The 14,865-nt window shown below is 72.5% G+C and carries 12 protein-coding genes; 7 read left to right on the top strand and 5 right to left on the bottom strand.

Features of this window, described 5'->3' with window-relative positions; genetic code table 11:
* Window positions 1–137: 137 nt before the first annotated feature.
* Window positions 138–3,275: an isoleucine--tRNA ligase gene (gene ileS / locus SZN_RS10335; protein ID WP_007493990.1), complete on the bottom strand. Its 3,138-nt coding sequence runs from the start codon at window positions 3,273–3,275 to the stop codon at window positions 138–140.
* A gap of 594 nt (window positions 3,276–3,869) precedes the next feature.
* On the opposite strand from ileS, the gene SZN_RS38435 reads away from it, so the two are divergent.
* From SZN_RS38435 to SZN_RS10300, 6 genes are all read left to right on the top strand, one after another.
* A complete protein-coding gene (locus SZN_RS38435; RefSeq protein WP_078508520.1) occupies window positions 3,870–5,066 on the top strand; it encodes a TraR/DksA family transcriptional regulator in 1,197 nt (398 codons plus the stop codon).
* Between the two features lie 70 nt (window positions 5,067–5,136).
* Window positions 5,137–5,793, top strand: a complete 657-nt coding sequence (gene lspA, locus SZN_RS10320; protein WP_007493986.1) for a signal peptidase II — start codon at window positions 5,137–5,139, stop codon at window positions 5,791–5,793.
* A gap of 62 nt (window positions 5,794–5,855) precedes the next feature.
* Complete coding sequence (locus SZN_RS10315; RefSeq protein ID WP_007493985.1) at window positions 5,856–6,800, top strand: RluA family pseudouridine synthase; 945 nt, start codon at window positions 5,856–5,858, stop codon at window positions 6,798–6,800.
* On the top strand, window positions 6,797–7,267 hold the full coding sequence (locus SZN_RS10310) for a GNAT family N-acetyltransferase (protein WP_007493984.1): 471 nt from the start codon (window positions 6,797–6,799) through the stop codon (window positions 7,265–7,267). Before SZN_RS10315 ends, SZN_RS10310 begins: the two co-directional genes overlap by 4 nt.
* A gap of 86 nt (window positions 7,268–7,353) precedes the next feature.
* Window positions 7,354–8,940, top strand: a complete 1,587-nt coding sequence (locus SZN_RS10305; protein ID WP_043729729.1) for a Na+/H+ antiporter — start codon at window positions 7,354–7,356, stop codon at window positions 8,938–8,940.
* A gap of 38 nt (window positions 8,941–8,978) precedes the next feature.
* On the top strand, window positions 8,979–9,719 hold the full coding sequence (locus SZN_RS10300; RefSeq protein ID WP_043729688.1) for an SDR family NAD(P)-dependent oxidoreductase: 741 nt from the start codon (window positions 8,979–8,981) through the stop codon (window positions 9,717–9,719).
* Window positions 9,720–9,764: 45 nt separating this feature from the next.
* On the opposite strand, the gene SZN_RS10295 is transcribed toward SZN_RS10300, so the two are convergent.
* A complete protein-coding gene (locus SZN_RS10295) occupies window positions 9,765–10,883 on the bottom strand; it encodes a mechanosensitive ion channel family protein (RefSeq protein ID WP_007493981.1) in 1,119 nt (372 codons plus the stop codon).
* 95 nt (window positions 10,884–10,978) lie between these two features.
* On the opposite strand from SZN_RS10295, the gene SZN_RS10290 reads away from it, so the two are divergent.
* On the top strand, window positions 10,979–11,548 hold the full coding sequence (locus tag SZN_RS10290; RefSeq protein ID WP_007493979.1) for a dienelactone hydrolase family protein: 570 nt from the start codon (window positions 10,979–10,981) through the stop codon (window positions 11,546–11,548).
* Between the two features lie 175 nt (window positions 11,549–11,723).
* Here SZN_RS10290 and SZN_RS10285 read toward each other — a convergent pair whose 3' ends face one another.
* The 3 genes from SZN_RS10285 to SZN_RS10275 form a co-directional block, all read right to left on the bottom strand.
* Window positions 11,724–12,563, bottom strand: a complete 840-nt coding sequence (locus SZN_RS10285) for a thioredoxin domain-containing protein (protein WP_043729722.1) — start codon at window positions 12,561–12,563, stop codon at window positions 11,724–11,726.
* Between the two features lie 76 nt (window positions 12,564–12,639).
* Window positions 12,640–13,335: a hypothetical protein gene (locus SZN_RS10280; protein ID WP_007493975.1), complete on the bottom strand. Its 696-nt coding sequence runs from the start codon at window positions 13,333–13,335 to the stop codon at window positions 12,640–12,642.
* An 88-nt stretch (window positions 13,336–13,423) separates the two neighbouring features.
* On the bottom strand, window positions 13,424–14,749 hold the full coding sequence (locus SZN_RS10275) for a DUF2252 domain-containing protein (RefSeq protein ID WP_007493974.1): 1,326 nt from the start codon (window positions 14,747–14,749) through the stop codon (window positions 13,424–13,426).
* Window positions 14,750–14,865 lie beyond the last annotated feature (116 nt).

The raw sequence follows: 14,865 nt of genomic DNA, 5'->3' as shown, positions 1-14,865 counted from the left end.
TGTGCTACGCGTGTTCACGTCCTATGCCTGCTGTGTTCGGCCATGGGGCAGTTGTCCCGGCCGTGCGGCACCGAGGGCCCGGTGCCGCCGGGAATCCTGGCGGCACCGGGCCCTCGCGCTGTCTCCCGCCCCGAGGGCTACGCCTTGCGCAGGCGGAACGCCAGGGTCAGGGCCTCGTCCGTGAACGGGTCGCCGTAACCGGAGTCCGCCCCGCCCCGCGCGAAGTCCGTCGCCAGGACCTCGTCGGCGATCATCCCGGCGTGCTCGGTGAGCGCCGCGGTCGTCGCGGGGTCCGTCGCCGTCCAGCGCAGGGCGATCCGGTCGGCCACGTCCAGACCGCTGTTCTTGCGGGCCTCCTGGATCAGGCGGATCGCGTCCCGGGCCAGGCCGGCCCGGCGCAGCTCCTCCGTGATCTCCAGGTCCAGCGCGACCGTCGCGCCCGAGTCCGACGCCACCGACCAGCCCTCGCGCGGGGTCTCCGTGATGATGACCTCGTCGGGGGCGAGCGTGACCGTCTCACCGTCGACCTCGACCGAGGCCGTGCCCTCCCGCAGGGCCAGCGACAGGGCCGCGGCGTCCGCGTGGGCGACGGCCTTCGCCACGTCCTGGACCCGCTTGCCGAACCGCTTGCCCAGCGCCCGGAAGTTGGCCTTGGCGGTGGTGTCCACCAGGCTGCCGCCGACCGTGGAGAGCGAGGCGAGCGAGGCGACGTTCAGCTCCTCGGTGATCTGCGCGTGCAGCTCGGTGTCCAGGGCCTCGAAACCGGTGGCCGCGATCAGGGCGCGCGACAGCGGCTGGCGGGTCTTGACGCCCGACTCCGCGCGCGTGGCGCGGCCGAGTTCGACCAGGCGGCGGACCAGGACCATCTGCCGGGACAGCTCCGGGTCGATCGCCGACAGGTCGGCCTCCGGCCAGGACGCGAGGTGCACCGACTCCGGGGCGTCCGGGACGACCGGGACGACCAGGTCCTGCCAGACCCGCTCGGTGATGAACGGGGTCAGCGGGGCCATCAGCTTCGTGACCGTCTCGACGACCTCGTGCAGGGTGCGCAGCGCGGCCTTGTCGCCCTGCCAGAAGCGGCGGCGCGAGCGGCGGACGTACCAGTTCGACAGGTCGTCGACGAACGCCGACAGGAGCTTGCCGGCGCGCTGGGTGTCGTAGGCGTCCAGGGACTGGGTCATCTGGTCGACCAGCGCGTGCAGTTCGGACAGCAGCCAGCGGTCCAGGACCGGGCGGTCGGCCGGGGCCGGGTCGGCGGCGGAGGGCGCCCAGTTCGACGTACGGGCGTACAGGGCCTGGAAGGCGACCGTGTTCCAGTACGTCAGGAGCGTCTTGCGGACGACCTCCTGGATCGTGCCGTGGCCCACGCGGCGTGCCGCCCACGGGGAGCCGCCGGCGGCCATGAACCAGCGCACCGCGTCGGCGCCGTGCTGGTCCATCAGCGGGATCGGCTGGAGGATGTTGCCCAGGTGCTTGGACATCTTGCGGCCGTCCTCGGCGAGGATGTGGCCGAGGCACACGACGTTCTCGTACGAGGACTTGTCGAACACCAGGGTGCCGACCGCCATCAGCGTGTAGAACCAGCCGCGGGTCTGGTCGATGGCCTCGCAGATGAACTGCGCGGGGTAGCGGGCCTCGAACAGCTCCTTGTTCCTGTACGGGTAGCCCCACTGCGCGAACGGCATCGAGCCCGAGTCGTACCAGGCGTCGATCACCTCGGGTACGCGCGTGGCCGTCTGGCCGCACTGGGGGCAGCCGAAGGTCACGTCGTCGATGTACGGGCGGTGCGGGTCCAGGGCGGACTGGTCGGCGCCGGTCAGCTCGGTGAGCTCGGCGCGCGAGCCGACGCAGGTGAGGTGGTCGTCCTCGCAGCGCCAGATCGGCAGCGGGGTGCCCCAGTAGCGGTTGCGGGACAGCGCCCAGTCGATGTTGTTGTTCAGCCAGTCGCCGTAGCGGCCGTGCTTGACCGTGTCCGGGAACCAGTTGGTGTTCTCGTTCTCCTGGAGGAGGCGGTCCTTGACGGCAGTGGTGCGGATGTACCAGGACGGCTGCGCGTAGTACAGCAGCGCCGTGTGGCAGCGCCAGCAGTGCGGATAGCTGTGCTCGTACGGGATGTGACGGAAGAGCAGGCCGCGCCGCTGGAGGTCCTCGGTGAGCCGCTCGTCCGCCTTCTTGAAGAAGACGCCGCCGACCAGCGGCACGTCCTCCTCGAAGGTGCCGTCGGGGCGGACCGGGTTGACCACGGGCAGGCCGTACGCCCGGCAGACCTTGAGGTCGTCCTCGCCGAAGGCGGGGGACTGGTGGACCAGGCCCGTGCCGTCCTCGGTGGTGACGTACTCGGCGTTGACCACGTAGTGGGCCTCGGCCGGGAAGTCGATCACCTCGAAGGGGCGCCGGTAGGTCCAGCGCTCCATCTCGGCGCCGGTGAAGGACTCCCCGGTGGTCTCCCAGCCCTCGCCGAGGGCCTTGGCGACCAGCGGTTCGGCGACGACGGCCTTCTCCTCGCCGTTCGTCGCGACGACGTAGGTGACGTCGGGGTGCGCGGCCACGGCCGTGTTGGAGACGAGCGTCCACGGCGTGGTCGTCCACACCAGCAGGGCGGCCTCGCCGGCGAGCGGGCCGGAGGTGAGCGGGAAGCGGACGTACACCGAGGGGTCGACGACCGTCTCGTAGCCCTGCGCCAGCTCGTGGTCGGACAGGCCGGTTCCGCAGCGCGGGCACCAGGGGGCGACGCGGTGGTCCTGCACCAGCAGGCCCTTGCCGAAGATCTCCTTGAGCGACCACCACACGGACTCGATGTACTCGGGGTCCATCGTGCGGTAGGCGTCGTCGATGTCGACCCAGTAGCCCATACGGGTCGTCAGCTCGGCGAAGGCGTCGGTGTGCCGGGTCACGGACGCGCGGCACTTGTCGTTGAACTCGGCGATGCCGTACGCCTCGATGTCCTGCTTGCCGGAGAAGCCGAGCTCCTTCTCGACCGCCAGCTCCACGGGGAGGCCGTGGCAGTCCCAGCCGGCCTTGCGGGCCACGTGGTAGCCGCGCATGGTGCGGAAGCGGGGGAAGACGTCCTTGAAGACGCGGGCTTCGATGTGGTGGGCGCCGGGCATGCCGTTGGCGGTGGGCGGGCCCTCGTAGAACACCCACTCGGGGCGTCCCTCGGACTGCTCCAGGCTCTTGGCGAAGATCTTCTGCTCGCGCCAGAAGTCGAGCACCGCGTGTTCGAGCGCGGGCAGGTCGACCTGGGCGGGCACCTGGCGGTACGTCGGCTGTGTCATCAGCGGGCTTCCTCCGGCGGACTTGCTGCCTTCCGTCCGGAGGGACGAGAGCCGTGTCCTGCCTGCGCCGGTTTCGGCGCGCTCCCGCGGTACCACCCTCCTTGGCTCCTCGGCGCGGGGTGTGCGCCGGTGAGCCCCCTCATTGGGGTCGCGATGCCGGTTCTACTCGCCTCGGGGAGGCTTTCTTCCGACGGCTCCGGGGTGATCTTCACGTCGCGCTCGCCCCCGGGCTCACACCGTCCCCGGGTCGCTCTGGGCCGCGTACGTCGCTACTCGTCCCCATCGATGCTGTTTCGCTGCGCCCAGTGTACGGCGCCCCGGTGACAGCGGCCGACCGGATTTCCGGGCAGCCGGGGGCCGGCGGGCGCGGCCGGTGCGCTGACCCGAATGGCGCGGTGCGCCCGTCCGGATTCCGGGACGGCCGCCCCGGCGGCATACCCGGCGGGGAGCTGGGCACAACGCATGCATGTCTGGCGTGCTCCCTGCGCGAGGCGGGCGAATCGGGTGGTGTGCCCCGTTGCCGCGGGACCGGAGTCGATTTATCGTCCCAGCACGATTCGCGAGCAAGATCACAATATGTGAAGGGGCCGCGGCATGGTGGCGAAGAAGACCGCCGTACGGCAGTCGGCGTCGAGCAGGTCCCCTCATGCGGACGCCTCCGGAGGGGCGGCTCCCGCAGACGCCGCGGCCAAGGACGTGAGCGGCAGGAAGAGCGCGCGGGGCGGCTCCGCGGGGGAGCGCGGCACGCCGGACCGCCCGCCGGTGAAGACGGTGCGGGAGGCCGGCGGCGGCAGGGCGGCGGCTTCCGGTGCGGGCACGGCGGGCACGGCCGGGACGAGCGCGGCCGAGCGGAGCGCGGCCAGGAGGAGCACCGCGAAGAAGGCCGAAGCGAAGAAGGCCCAGGTGAAGAAGGCCGGGACGAAGAAGGCCGAGGCGAGGAAGGCCGGGACGAAGAAGGCGACGGGTGGCAAGGCAGCCTCCCGGGCCGCCGCCGGGCCCGCGGAGGCGGACGGTGAGACCGGCGGCGGGCGGGCCGCCGGGAGCGCCGCCGGGGGGACGGCGAAGAAGGCGGGAGGAGGCGGCACGGCCACCCGCAGGGCGGCCGCGAAGAAGACGGCCGCGACACCGGCCGCCGGGACGGCGGTCACCAAGAAGGCCACCGGGAAGAAGGCGGCGCGCGGGCGGGCGGCGGACGAGAAGCCCGCCGCACGCGCGGGCGGCGCGGGCGAGGGGGCCGCCGAGGAGGGCGGCGCCGGGAGCAGGGCCAAGAAGGCGGGAGCGGCCCAGGCCGCGGAGCAGACGGGAGCCACGACGGTGGTTGCGAAGAAGACTCCTGACACGGCCACGGCCGTGCGGAAGGCCGTTCCCGACGCGCGCGTGGCCGCGGCGGAGCCCGGCGAGCTCGCGGTGCGCCCCGGTGAGGACCCCTGGACGCCCCAGGAGGTCGAGGAGGCGCGGGCCGAGCTGACGGCCGAGGTCGTGCGGCTGCGCGCGGAGATCACCTCGTCCGAGCAGTCACTCGTGGGCCTGATGAGGGATTCCGGGGACGGCGCGGGCGACGACCAGGCCGACACGGGTGCCAAGAACATCACGCGTGAGCACGAGCTGGCGCTCGCCGCCAACGCGCGCGAGATGCTCACGCAGGCCGAGCGCGCCCTGGAGCGGCTGGACGCGGGCACCTACGGCCTGTGCGAGAGCTGCGGCAACCCCATCGGCAAGGCCAGGATGCAGGCGTTCCCGCGCGCGACCCTGTGCGTGGAGTGCAAGCAGAAGCAGGAGCGCCGCTACTGACGGGCACGCCGGGCCCGCGGGACGTGCCGTACGCTCGTCCTCAGTCAGGTACCTAGGTCGAGGGACGCACGTGGCAGAGCCGGAGCGCATCATCGGTACGCCGGACACCCCGGAGCCCGCGGGTGCCGGGCACCAGCCGTCCGACGCGGACGCGAAGGCCGCCGGCGACGCCGGGGGCACGGCGCCGGCGGACCCCTCCGGCGACGGCGCGCCGCTCGGGACCGGCGCGGACCGGCCCAGGGGACGGCGGCGGATCGCCGTGCTCTTCGTGGTCGCCATGATCGCGTACGCCATCGACCTGAGCAGCAAGATGCTCGTGGTGGCCAAGCTGGAGCACCAGCCGCCGATCGACGTCGTCGGGGACTGGCTCCGGTTCGAGGGCATCCGCAACGCGGGCGCCGCCTTCGGCTTCGGCGAGGCGTTCACCGTCATCTTCACGGCGATCGCGGCCGCCGTGATCGTGGTGATCATCCGGCTTGCCCGCAAGCTGTACAGCGTCCCGTGGGCGATCGCGCTCGGCCTGCTGCTCGGAGGCGCCCTCGGCAACCTCACCGACCGGATCTTCCGCGCCCCGGCCGTCTTCCAGGGCGCCGTCGTGGACTTCATCGCGCCCAAGGGCTTCGCCGTGTTCAACCTCGCCGACACCGCGATCGTCAGCGGCGGCATCCTGATCGTGCTGCTCTCCTTCAAGGGCCTGGACCCGGACGGCACCGTCCACAAGGACTGAGCCCGGCGGGGTTTTCCACAGGCCCGTACGGGGCCGCCGGGCCCGTCCGGCATACTCGACGGGTGAGCACGATTCCCGAGATCCGTACCCTGCCCGTGCCCGACGGCCTGGAGGGCGAGCGCGTCGACGCCGCCATCTCCCGCATGTTCGGCTTCTCCCGCACGAAGGCGGCCGAGCTGGCCGCGGCGGGCAAGGTGCTGGTCGACGGCACGGTCGTCGGCAAGTCCGAGCGCGTCCACGGCGGCGCCTGGCTGGAAGTGGAGATGCCGCAGGCGCCCGCCCCGGTGCAGATCGTCGCCGAGCCCGTCGAGGGCATGGAGATCGTGCACGACGACGACGACGTGGTGGTCATCGCGAAGCCGGTCGGTGTCGCCGCGCACCCGAGTCCGGGCTGGAGCGGACCGACGGTCATCGGCGGCCTGGCCGCCGCCGGCTACCGGATCTCCACCTCCGGGGCCGCCGAGCGCCAGGGCATCGTGCACCGCCTGGACGTGGGCACCTCCGGTCTGATGGTCGTCGCCAAGTCCGAGTACGCGTACACCTCGCTCAAGCGCCAGTTCAAGGAGCGCACGGTCGACAAGCGGTACCACACGCTCGTCCAGGGCCACCCCGATCCGACCAGCGGGACCATCGACGCCCCCATCGGCCGCCACCCCCAGCACGACTACAAGTGGGCGGTCACGGCAGAGGGCAAGCCCTCCGTCACGCACTACGACCTCATCGAGGCGTTCCGCGCGGCCTCCCTGCTCGACGTGAAGCTGGAGACGGGCCGCACCCACCAGATCCGCGTCCACATGGCGGCCCACCGGCATCCCTGCGTCGGCGATCTGACCTACGGCGCCGACCCGACCCTCGCCAATCGGCTGCGGCTGACCCGGCAGTGGCTGCACGCCGTGCGCCTCGGCTTCGAGCACCCCGGGGACGGCCGGTGGGCCGAGTTCGCCAGCGACTACCCGGCCGACCTCCGAGACGCCCTGGAGCAGGTCCGCGAGGAGACGTGGGCATGAGCACACCGACGTACACCGTGCGCGTCGCCGAGGACCCCGCCGACCGCGAGGCGTGCTTCGCGGTCCGCAAGGAGGTCTTCGTCGTCGAGCAGGGCGTCCCCCAGGACATCGAGTACGACGCCCTCGACGCCGGCGCGCTGCACGTGCTCGCGACCGGAGAGGACGGCGAGCCGCTCGGCACCGGACGCCTGCTCTCCGGCGAGGCCGCCGCGGACCGGACCGGCGGCGATCCCTCGGTGGGCTCGCTCGGCCGGCTGGCCGTGACCCGGCAGGCCCGCGGCCTCGGGGTCGGCGCCGCGCTGGTGCGGGCCGTCGAGGACGCGGCCCGCGCGCGGGGCCTCGCCGCCGTGGACCTGCACGCCCAGACCCACGCGCTCGGGTTCTACGAGCGTCTCGGCTACGCGGCGTACGGCCCGGAGTTCCCCGACGCGGGGATACCCCACCGCTCCATGCGGCGCGTTCTGTAGCGGGGCGTCCGTATCCGCTGGTGAGAGCGGCGGCGTGGCAGGCTTGAAGCTGCCCTGTGGACACCGATCTCTCCGGAGTGCTGACCGTGGATCAGTTGGCCCTGCTGTTCGTGCTGTTGCTCGGGGCCCTGGTGAGCGTCCCGGCCGGGGACCGGCTCGGGCTGCCGGCGCCCGTGCTGATGACCCTGCTCGGGATCGTCCTCGCGCTGCTGCCGTTCGTCCCGAACGTCAACGTGCCGCCGGACCTGATCCTCCCCCTGCTGCTGCCCCCGCTGCTCTACGCCGCCGTACGGCGCACCTCCTGGCGGCAGTTCGCGGCCAATGTGCGGCCCATCCTCCTGCTGGCCGTGGCGCTGGTGTTCGTCACGATGATCTGCGTGGCCGCGGTCGCCCAGGCCATCGTGCCCGGCCTGCCCCTCGCCGCCGCCCTGGCGCTCGGCGCGCTCGTCGCGCCGCCCGACCCCGTCGCGGCGACCGCCGTCGCGGGCCGGCTCGGGCTGCCCCGCCGGCTGGTGTCCATCCTGGAGGGCGAAGGGCTCTTCAACGACGTCACGGCCATCGTGCTCTACCACGTGGCCATCGCCGCCGTGGTCAGCGGCTCCTTCTCGGCGTGGCAGGCGGGCCTGGACCTCGTCCTCTCGGCGGTCGTGGCGGTGGCCGTCGGACTCGCCCTCGGCTGGGGCGCCAACAAGGTGATGGACCTGCTCGGCGACGCCACCCTCCAGATCGGGCTCACCCTGCTCGTGCCGTACGCCTCCTACGTGCTCGCCGAGGAACTGCGCGGCTCGGGCGTCCTCGCCGTGCTGACCACGGCCCTGTTCCTCTCCGAGTACGCCACCGACGCCGACGACGTGATGACGCGGCTCGCCGGGCACACCTTCTGGGACATCGTCGACACCCTCGTCACCGGCGTCGCCTTCGGGCTGATCGGGCTCGAACTGCACAACGCGCTGCGCACGGCCTCCGGCCGCTGGGGGGAACTGCTCGGCTGGGCCGCCGCGGTGGTCGTCGTCGTCGTCCTGGTGCGGCTGCTCTACCTGCTGCCGGCCACCTGGCTCACCCAACGGATGCACGCCAAGCGGGACGTCGAGGAGGAGATCCCGATGAGCTGGCGCGAGACCGTCGTCATGTGGTGGTCCGGGATGCGCGGCGTGGCGTCCGTGGCCCTGGCGCTGGCCATCCCCCTGGAGACCGACGCGGGCACGCCCTTCCCGGACCGGGACGAGATCGTGTTCATCGCCTTCGGAGTGATCATGGGGACCCTGGTGCTCCAGGGGCTGACCCTGCCGCGGCTGGTGCGGCGGCTCGGGGTGCGCGCCGACAGCGAGCGGGAGAGGGACTTCGAGAAGCAGCTCGCGGTGCGCGCGGCGCGGGCGGCCAAGCGCCGGCTCCGCGAGATCGAGTCCGTGGAGGACCTGCCGGAGGAGCTGTCGGAGCAGATGCTGCGCCGGGCCTTCGAGATCGGGGTGCGGATCAGCCCGGAGATGGGCGAGGACGAGCGCAGGGAGGCGGTCCACCACCGGGTCCGCCGGCTGAAGCGGGTCCGGCGCATCCAGGGCGAGCTGCTGAGCGCCGCCCGGCACGAGGTGCTGGCCGCGCGCAGCGAGCCGGGTGCCGATCCGGAGGTGGTGGACCGGGTGCTGCGGCATTTGGACGTGCGCAGCCTGCGGTGAACGTGGTGCGGGGACCCGTTGCTTCGTACGATCTGATCATGGCTCGCAACGTGGTGATCAGCGGAGGCGGTACGGGGATCGGGCTCGCGACGGCGCAGCTGTTCGCGGCGGACGGCGATCAGGTCCTGCTGCTCGGCCGCCGCGCGGAGGTGCTGGAGCGGGCCGCGGTGCCCGGGGCCCTGGTCTGCGCGGCGGACCTGAGCAGGCCGCGCGAGGTGCGCGCGGTGGAGCGGTTCGTGGCGGACCGGCTCGGCACGGTGGACGTCCTCGTCCACAGCGCCGGCGGCTCCGGGTACCTGGAGCCGCGCGTGGACAGCGACGAGCCCCTCGACGTCGTCCTGCACGACTGGACCCTGAACTTCGGCCTGAACACCCTGACCGCCGCCCTGCTCACCGAGGCGCTCAAGGACCGCCTGGCCGACCCCGGCGGACGGGTGCTCTTCCTCAGCTCCATCGCCGCGTTGCGGGGTTCGGGCAGCGGGGCGTACGCGGCGTCCAAGGCCGCGCTGCACCCGTACGCCCACGACCTGGCCCGGCAGCTGGGCCCGCGCGGGATCACCGTGAACGTGGTCGCCCCCGGCTATGTCGACGACACCGGGTTCTTCGGCGCCGGCATGGACGAGGAGCGGCGCGCCCGCCTCGTCGCGGAGACCTCGACGGGACGGGCCGGCACGCCGGGGGACGTCGCCGCGACCCTGCACTGGCTGGCGTCCCACGGCGCCGGGCACATCACCTCGCAGATCGTCCAGGTCGACGGAGGGGCCGAGCGCGGCCACTGAGCCGGTCAGGGCCGGTCAGGGCCGGTCAGGGCTGGTCGGGGCCGGTCAGGGCCGGTCGGGGCGGACCGGCTGATGGTCGTGGTGGACGGTGCGGCGGGCGCCCGGTATCCGGCCGGGGACGGGGAAGCCGGGCGGCAGGGCCGCGTCCGTGGCGTTGACGCGCGGCAGCGCGTACGGGTGCTGCTCGGCCAGCCAGCGGATCAGCTGCTCGCGCACCGTGACCCGGACCGTCCACAGGTCGTCCGCGTCCTTCGCGGTGACCAGGGCCCGCACCTCCATCGTGCTCGGGGTGGAGTCGGTGACGACGAGGCCGTGGTCGCGGCCGTCCCATGCCGGGCAGCCGCGCAGGATGTCGCGCAGCCGGGCGCGCATCGCCTCCATCGGCGCCGAGTGGTCCAGGTGCAGGAAGACGGTGCCGGTCATCTGGGCGCCGCCGCGCGACCAGTTCTCGAACGCCTTGGCGGTGAAGTACGAGACCGGCATGGTGATCCGGCGCTCGTCCCACGTCCGGACGGTCAGGAACGTCAGGGTGATCTCCTCGACGGTGCCCCACTCGTCGTCGACCACCACGGTGTCCCCGATGCGCACCATGTCGCCGAAGGCGATCTGCAGCCCGGCGAACATGTTGCTCAGCGTGGACTGGGCGGCGACACCGGCGACGATGCCGAGGATGCCCGCCGAGGCCAGCAGGGAGGCTCCGGCCGCCCGGAACGCGGGGAAGGTCAGCAGCATCGCGGCTGCGGCGACCACGCCGACCACCGCGGACACCACCCGCATGATCAGCGTCACCTGGGTGCGCACCCGGCGCACCCGGGCGGCGTCGCGGTGGACGCGCGCGTAGCGGCTGTACGAGGTCTCCACGACGGCGGCCGCTATCCGGATCGCCAGCCAGGCGGCCGCGCCGATCAGCACCAGGGTCAGCCCCCGGCCGAGGGCGACCCGGTACTCCAGCAGCAGCTTCGCCTCGTCGTACGACCCTCTCAGCAGGGCCGTGCACAGCACGAGCTGGTACGGCACCCGTATCCGGCGCAGCAGGCCCCACAGGGGCGTCTCGCTGTGCCGTTCGTCGGCCTTGCGGAGCAGACGGTCGGTGGCCCACCCGATGAACAGGGTGAGCAGCACCGCGCCGCCGATGACGATCAGTGGTCGGAGTACGTTCTCCATGCCTTCGAACGTAACCAGCCCCGGGGGGTCGTGAACATCCGAGCCGGTGAGGCGGTCGTCACGGCGTTGTCGTACCCGGCTGGCACCATGGCCCCATGGACATCATGCTCTTTCACTCGACCTATGGCCTCAGGCCCGCGGTGCGCGCGGCCGCCGACCGGCTGCGGGCCGCCGGACACGAGGTGTGGACGCCGGACCTCTTCGAGGGCCGTACGTTCGAGACGGTCGAGGAGGGCATGGAGTTCAACGAGTCGATCGGCAAGGACGAGCTGCTGAAGCGGGCCGTGCTGGCCGCCGCGCCCTACTCCGGGCGGGGACTGGTCTACGCCGGGTTCTCGCTGGGCGCCTCCGTGGCGCAGACGCTGGCGCTCGGCGACGAGAAGGCGCGCGGGCTGCTGCTCCTGCACGGCACCTCGGACATCGCGGCGAGCGCCTCGGTGCGGGAGCTGCCGGTGCAGCTGCACGTGGCCGAGCCGGACCCCTTCGAGACCGACGACTGGCTCAGCGCCTGGTATCTCCAGATGGGCAGAGCGGGCGCCGACGTCGAGGTCCACCGCTACCGGGGCGCCGGCCACCTCTACACCGACCCGGGGCTGGCGGACTACGACGCGGAGGCGGCCGAGGCCACCTGGCGGGTGGCGCTCGGCTTCCTCGGCTCCCTGTAGCGCTCCCGGCGCGGGTCAGACGGGGTCGTGGGCGCGCTCGACCTTCTGGGTGCCGCTGAGGGTCCGGTAGGAGCGGGCCCAGGGGCCGACTGGTCACGACCGATCAGGTTACTGCTCGGTACGGACGAGAGCGGGCGAACGTCCGAATGTTCGCCCGCTCTTCACCGACGGCGGGTCAGCCCTTGAGCGCGGCCCCGACGACCTGGTTGAAGTCCGGGACCGTCATCGGCTGGCTGCCCTGCGCGGTCTTGAGGATCTTGCCGTCCATGACGAAGCTCGGCGTGCCCGTGACGCCGTCCTTGTTGGTGTCGAAGGTCTTCGACATCGCCAGCGCCCAGGCGTCGTAGGTGCCCTTCTTCAGCGCGTTCCGGAACGTGGCGTTGCCCTTCAGCTCCGGAACCGTGTCGGCGACCTTGATCAGGTAGGCGTCGTCCTTGAACTTGTCCTGCGACTCCTCGGGGTGGAACTTCGTCGAGTACAGGGCGGTCTTGTACTTCATGAAGGCGTCGGGGCTGACGTTGAGCGCGGCGCCCATGGCGCTCATCGCGCTCTTGGACCCCTCACCGCCCGAGCCGATCTTGCCGCTGCCCAGCGAGTCGCCGTCGATGAACGTGCCGCCGATGTACTGGACCTTGTACTTGCCGGCCGCGAGGTCCTTCTCGACCGTCGTGCCGACCGCCTGCTCGAACGCGGCGCAGACCGGGCAGCGCGGGTCCTCGTACATCTTGAGGGTCTTCTTCGCGCTGTCCTTGCCGACGAGGACCGTCAGGCCGTCCTTGCCCGAGGTGTTGGCCGGGGCGACGATCTTGTCGGACTTCACGGCCTCCCACTGGCTGGGCTTGTTGGCCTGGACGACGGCGTAGCCGATGCCGCCCGCCGCGGCGAGGACGGCCACGAGCGAGCAGGCCACGACGACCTGCCGCTTCACCTTCGCCCGCTTCGCCTCGCGCTCGCGCTCGATCCGCAGGCGCTCGCGCGCCGCCGTCTTCGCCGCCTGGTTGTTCCGCTTGCTCATGTCGGTCTTCTCCATGGGAACGCACACATGCCGTGTGCGGGATGCGTGGGGGTGGGAATGCGGTGCCGGACGCCGCTCACCCGCAGGTGAGGGCGGGGGAGCACGGCGGTCCACGCCGCCCCAGGGAGTACGCGAGGAGCAGGTTCGGGGCGGAGGCCGTCCGGCGCTGGGGGAGCGGTCCGCGCCCGGGGCGCTCGGTCGCGCGCGCCGTGCCGGCCGCCTGCGCGATCCGCAGCGGCCGGAAGGTGCTCGCGCCCAGCGCCCGCAGCACCTGGACCAGCGCCCGCTCGCCGCGCCGCAGCCAGGCGGCGGCGACGAGGCCGACGCACACGTGCGCGGCCAGCAGCAGCCAGGCGGTGGCCGGGGTCGACTCGGCGAGCAGCGCCGCGACCCGGCCGGGGTCGCCGCTGACCTGCGCCAGCGGGGTGCCGACCTCGGTGCCGTCGCCGCACAGCACGTCCCAGCCGACCGAGGCCAGCGGGCCCGCGACCGGGCCGCCCGCAGGGCCGTAGCACATGTGCTGCCCGGTGGTGAGGATCGTGTCGGCGGCCAGCTCCAGCGGGATCAGCAGCGCGGCGATCCGGCCGAAGGTCCGCTCCCGCCCGGCGAGGGCGTAGGCGACGGCGAACACGACGGCCGCGAGCACGGCCACCGTGTTCAGCGGCAGGGGTGCCCGGGACAGCAGCACGTGCGACGCGCTGCTCAGCGTCACGACGAGTGACGTGAACAGCGCCGCCCGTACGGCTCGCAGCTGGGTCCCGGAAATGTCCATGGCGCTGGAAGTGTGTCACGTACTGCCGTAAGAGACCCCTAAAGGGTGTCCGCGGACGGCCGGATCGCGACCCTGGGTCCCCGGGCCGTCACAGACCGGGGATCCGGCCGTTGCGGAACAGGTCCACGAAGATCTGGTGGTCGGCACGCGCGCGTGCGCCGTAGTCGTGGGCGAAGGAGACCAGCACGTCGGCGAAGCCGTCCTCGTCGGCCGCGATCGCCGCGTCGATGGCCCGCTCGGTGGAGAACGGCACCAGCGACTCGCCCGAGGTTTCGTCCGCCGCCGCGTGCATGGTGGCCGTGGCCCGGCCGAGGTCGGCGACCACCGCCGCGACCTCCTCCGGGTCGTCGATGTCGCCCCAGTCCAGGTCCACGGCGTACGGCGAGACCTCGGCGACCAGCTGGCCCGCGCCGTCCAGCTCGGTCCAGCCGAGCCACGGGTCGGCGTTGTCCTGGAGGGCGCGCTGGGAGATCACCGTGCGGTGGCCCTCGTGCTGGAAGTAGTCGCGCAGCGCCTGGTCCGCGACGTGCCGGGAGACGGCCGGGGTCTGGGCCTGCTTGATGTAGATCACGACGTCGTTCTCCAGGGCGTCGGTGTGGCCCTCCAGCAGGATGTTGTACGACGGCAGCCCGGCCGAGCCGATGCCGATGCCGCGGCGGCCCACCACGTCCTTGACCCGGTAGGAGTCGGGGCGGGCCAGCGAGGCGTCCGGCAGCGTCTCCAGATAGCCGTCGAAGGCCGCGAGCACCTTGTACCGCGTGGCGGCGTCCAGTTCGACGGAGCCGCCGCCCGGGGCGAAGCGGCGCTCGAAGTCGCGGATCTCCGTCATCGACTCCAGCAGCCCGAAGCGGGTCAGCGCGCGGGCGTCGCGCAGCGCGTCCAGGAGCGGGCCCTGGGCGGTGTCCAGCGTGAAGGGCGGCACCTCGTCGCTCTTCGCGCCCGTCGCCAGCGCGCGCACGCGCTCGCGGTAGGCGGCGGCGTAGACGCGCACCAGCTCGGTGATCTGGTCGTCGCCGAACGCCTTCGCGTACCCGATGAGGGCTACCGAGGCGGCGAAGCGCTTGAGGTCCCAGGTGAAGGGGCCGACGTAGGCCTCGTCGAAGTCGTTGACGTTGAACACGAGCCGGCCGTTGGCGTCCATGTAGGTGCCGAAGTTCTCCGCGTGCAGGTCGCCGTGGATCCACACCCGGGACGTGCGCTCGTCCAGGTACGGGCCGCCGCGGCGCTCGCCCTCCAGGTCGTGGTAGAAGAGGCAGGCCGTGCCGCGGTAGAACGCGAAGGCCGAGGCCGCCATCTTCCGGAACTTCACGCGGAAGGCGGCCGGGTCGGCGGCCAGGAGCTCGCCGAAGGCGGTGTCGAAGACGGCGAGGATCTCGTCGCCGCGCTGCTCGTCGTCGAGCTGGGGGACCGACATCGCTGGGTGCCTCCTGGTGCATGTGTACGACAGCGTTTCTGTCGTCTCCAACGGGTGGGTCCGCGGGAAAGTGCCCGCGCCCCTCGTGGTGAAGGTACGCGGGCGCGGCCCGCGTG

It is taken from the genome of Streptomyces zinciresistens K42, from assembly GCF_000225525.1.
Taxonomy (GTDB): domain Bacteria; phylum Actinomycetota; class Actinomycetes; order Streptomycetales; family Streptomycetaceae; genus Streptomyces; species Streptomyces zinciresistens.
Note: the sequence above shows the minus strand (reverse complement) of the source record. Positions and strands in the feature narration are given on the sequence as shown.

What these genes read in the sequence shown, in the direction of transcription:
- ileS (WP_007493990.1), bottom strand. Translation starts at nt 3,275, where the DNA reads ATGACACAGCCGACGTACCGCCAGGTGCCCGCCCAGGTCGACCTGCCC.
- SZN_RS38435 (WP_078508520.1), top strand. Translation starts at nt 3,870, where the DNA reads ATGGTGGCGAAGAAGACCGCCGTACGGCAGTCGGCGTCGAGCAGGTCC.
- SZN_RS10310 (WP_007493984.1), top strand. Translation starts at nt 6,797, where the DNA reads ATGAGCACACCGACGTACACCGTGCGCGTCGCCGAGGACCCCGCCGAC.
- SZN_RS10300 (WP_043729688.1), top strand. Translation starts at nt 8,979, where the DNA reads ATGGCTCGCAACGTGGTGATCAGCGGAGGCGGTACGGGGATCGGGCTC.
- SZN_RS10295 (WP_007493981.1), bottom strand. Translation starts at nt 10,883, where the DNA reads ATGGAGAACGTACTCCGACCACTGATCGTCATCGGCGGCGCGGTGCTG.
- SZN_RS10290 (WP_007493979.1), top strand. Translation starts at nt 10,979, where the DNA reads ATGGACATCATGCTCTTTCACTCGACCTATGGCCTCAGGCCCGCGGTG.
- SZN_RS10285 (WP_043729722.1), bottom strand. Translation starts at nt 12,563, where the DNA reads ATGAGCAAGCGGAACAACCAGGCGGCGAAGACGGCGGCGCGCGAGCGC.
- SZN_RS10280 (WP_007493975.1), bottom strand. Translation starts at nt 13,335, where the DNA reads ATGGACATTTCCGGGACCCAGCTGCGAGCCGTACGGGCGGCGCTGTTC.
- SZN_RS10275 (WP_007493974.1), bottom strand. Translation starts at nt 14,749, where the DNA reads ATGTCGGTCCCCCAGCTCGACGACGAGCAGCGCGGCGACGAGATCCTC.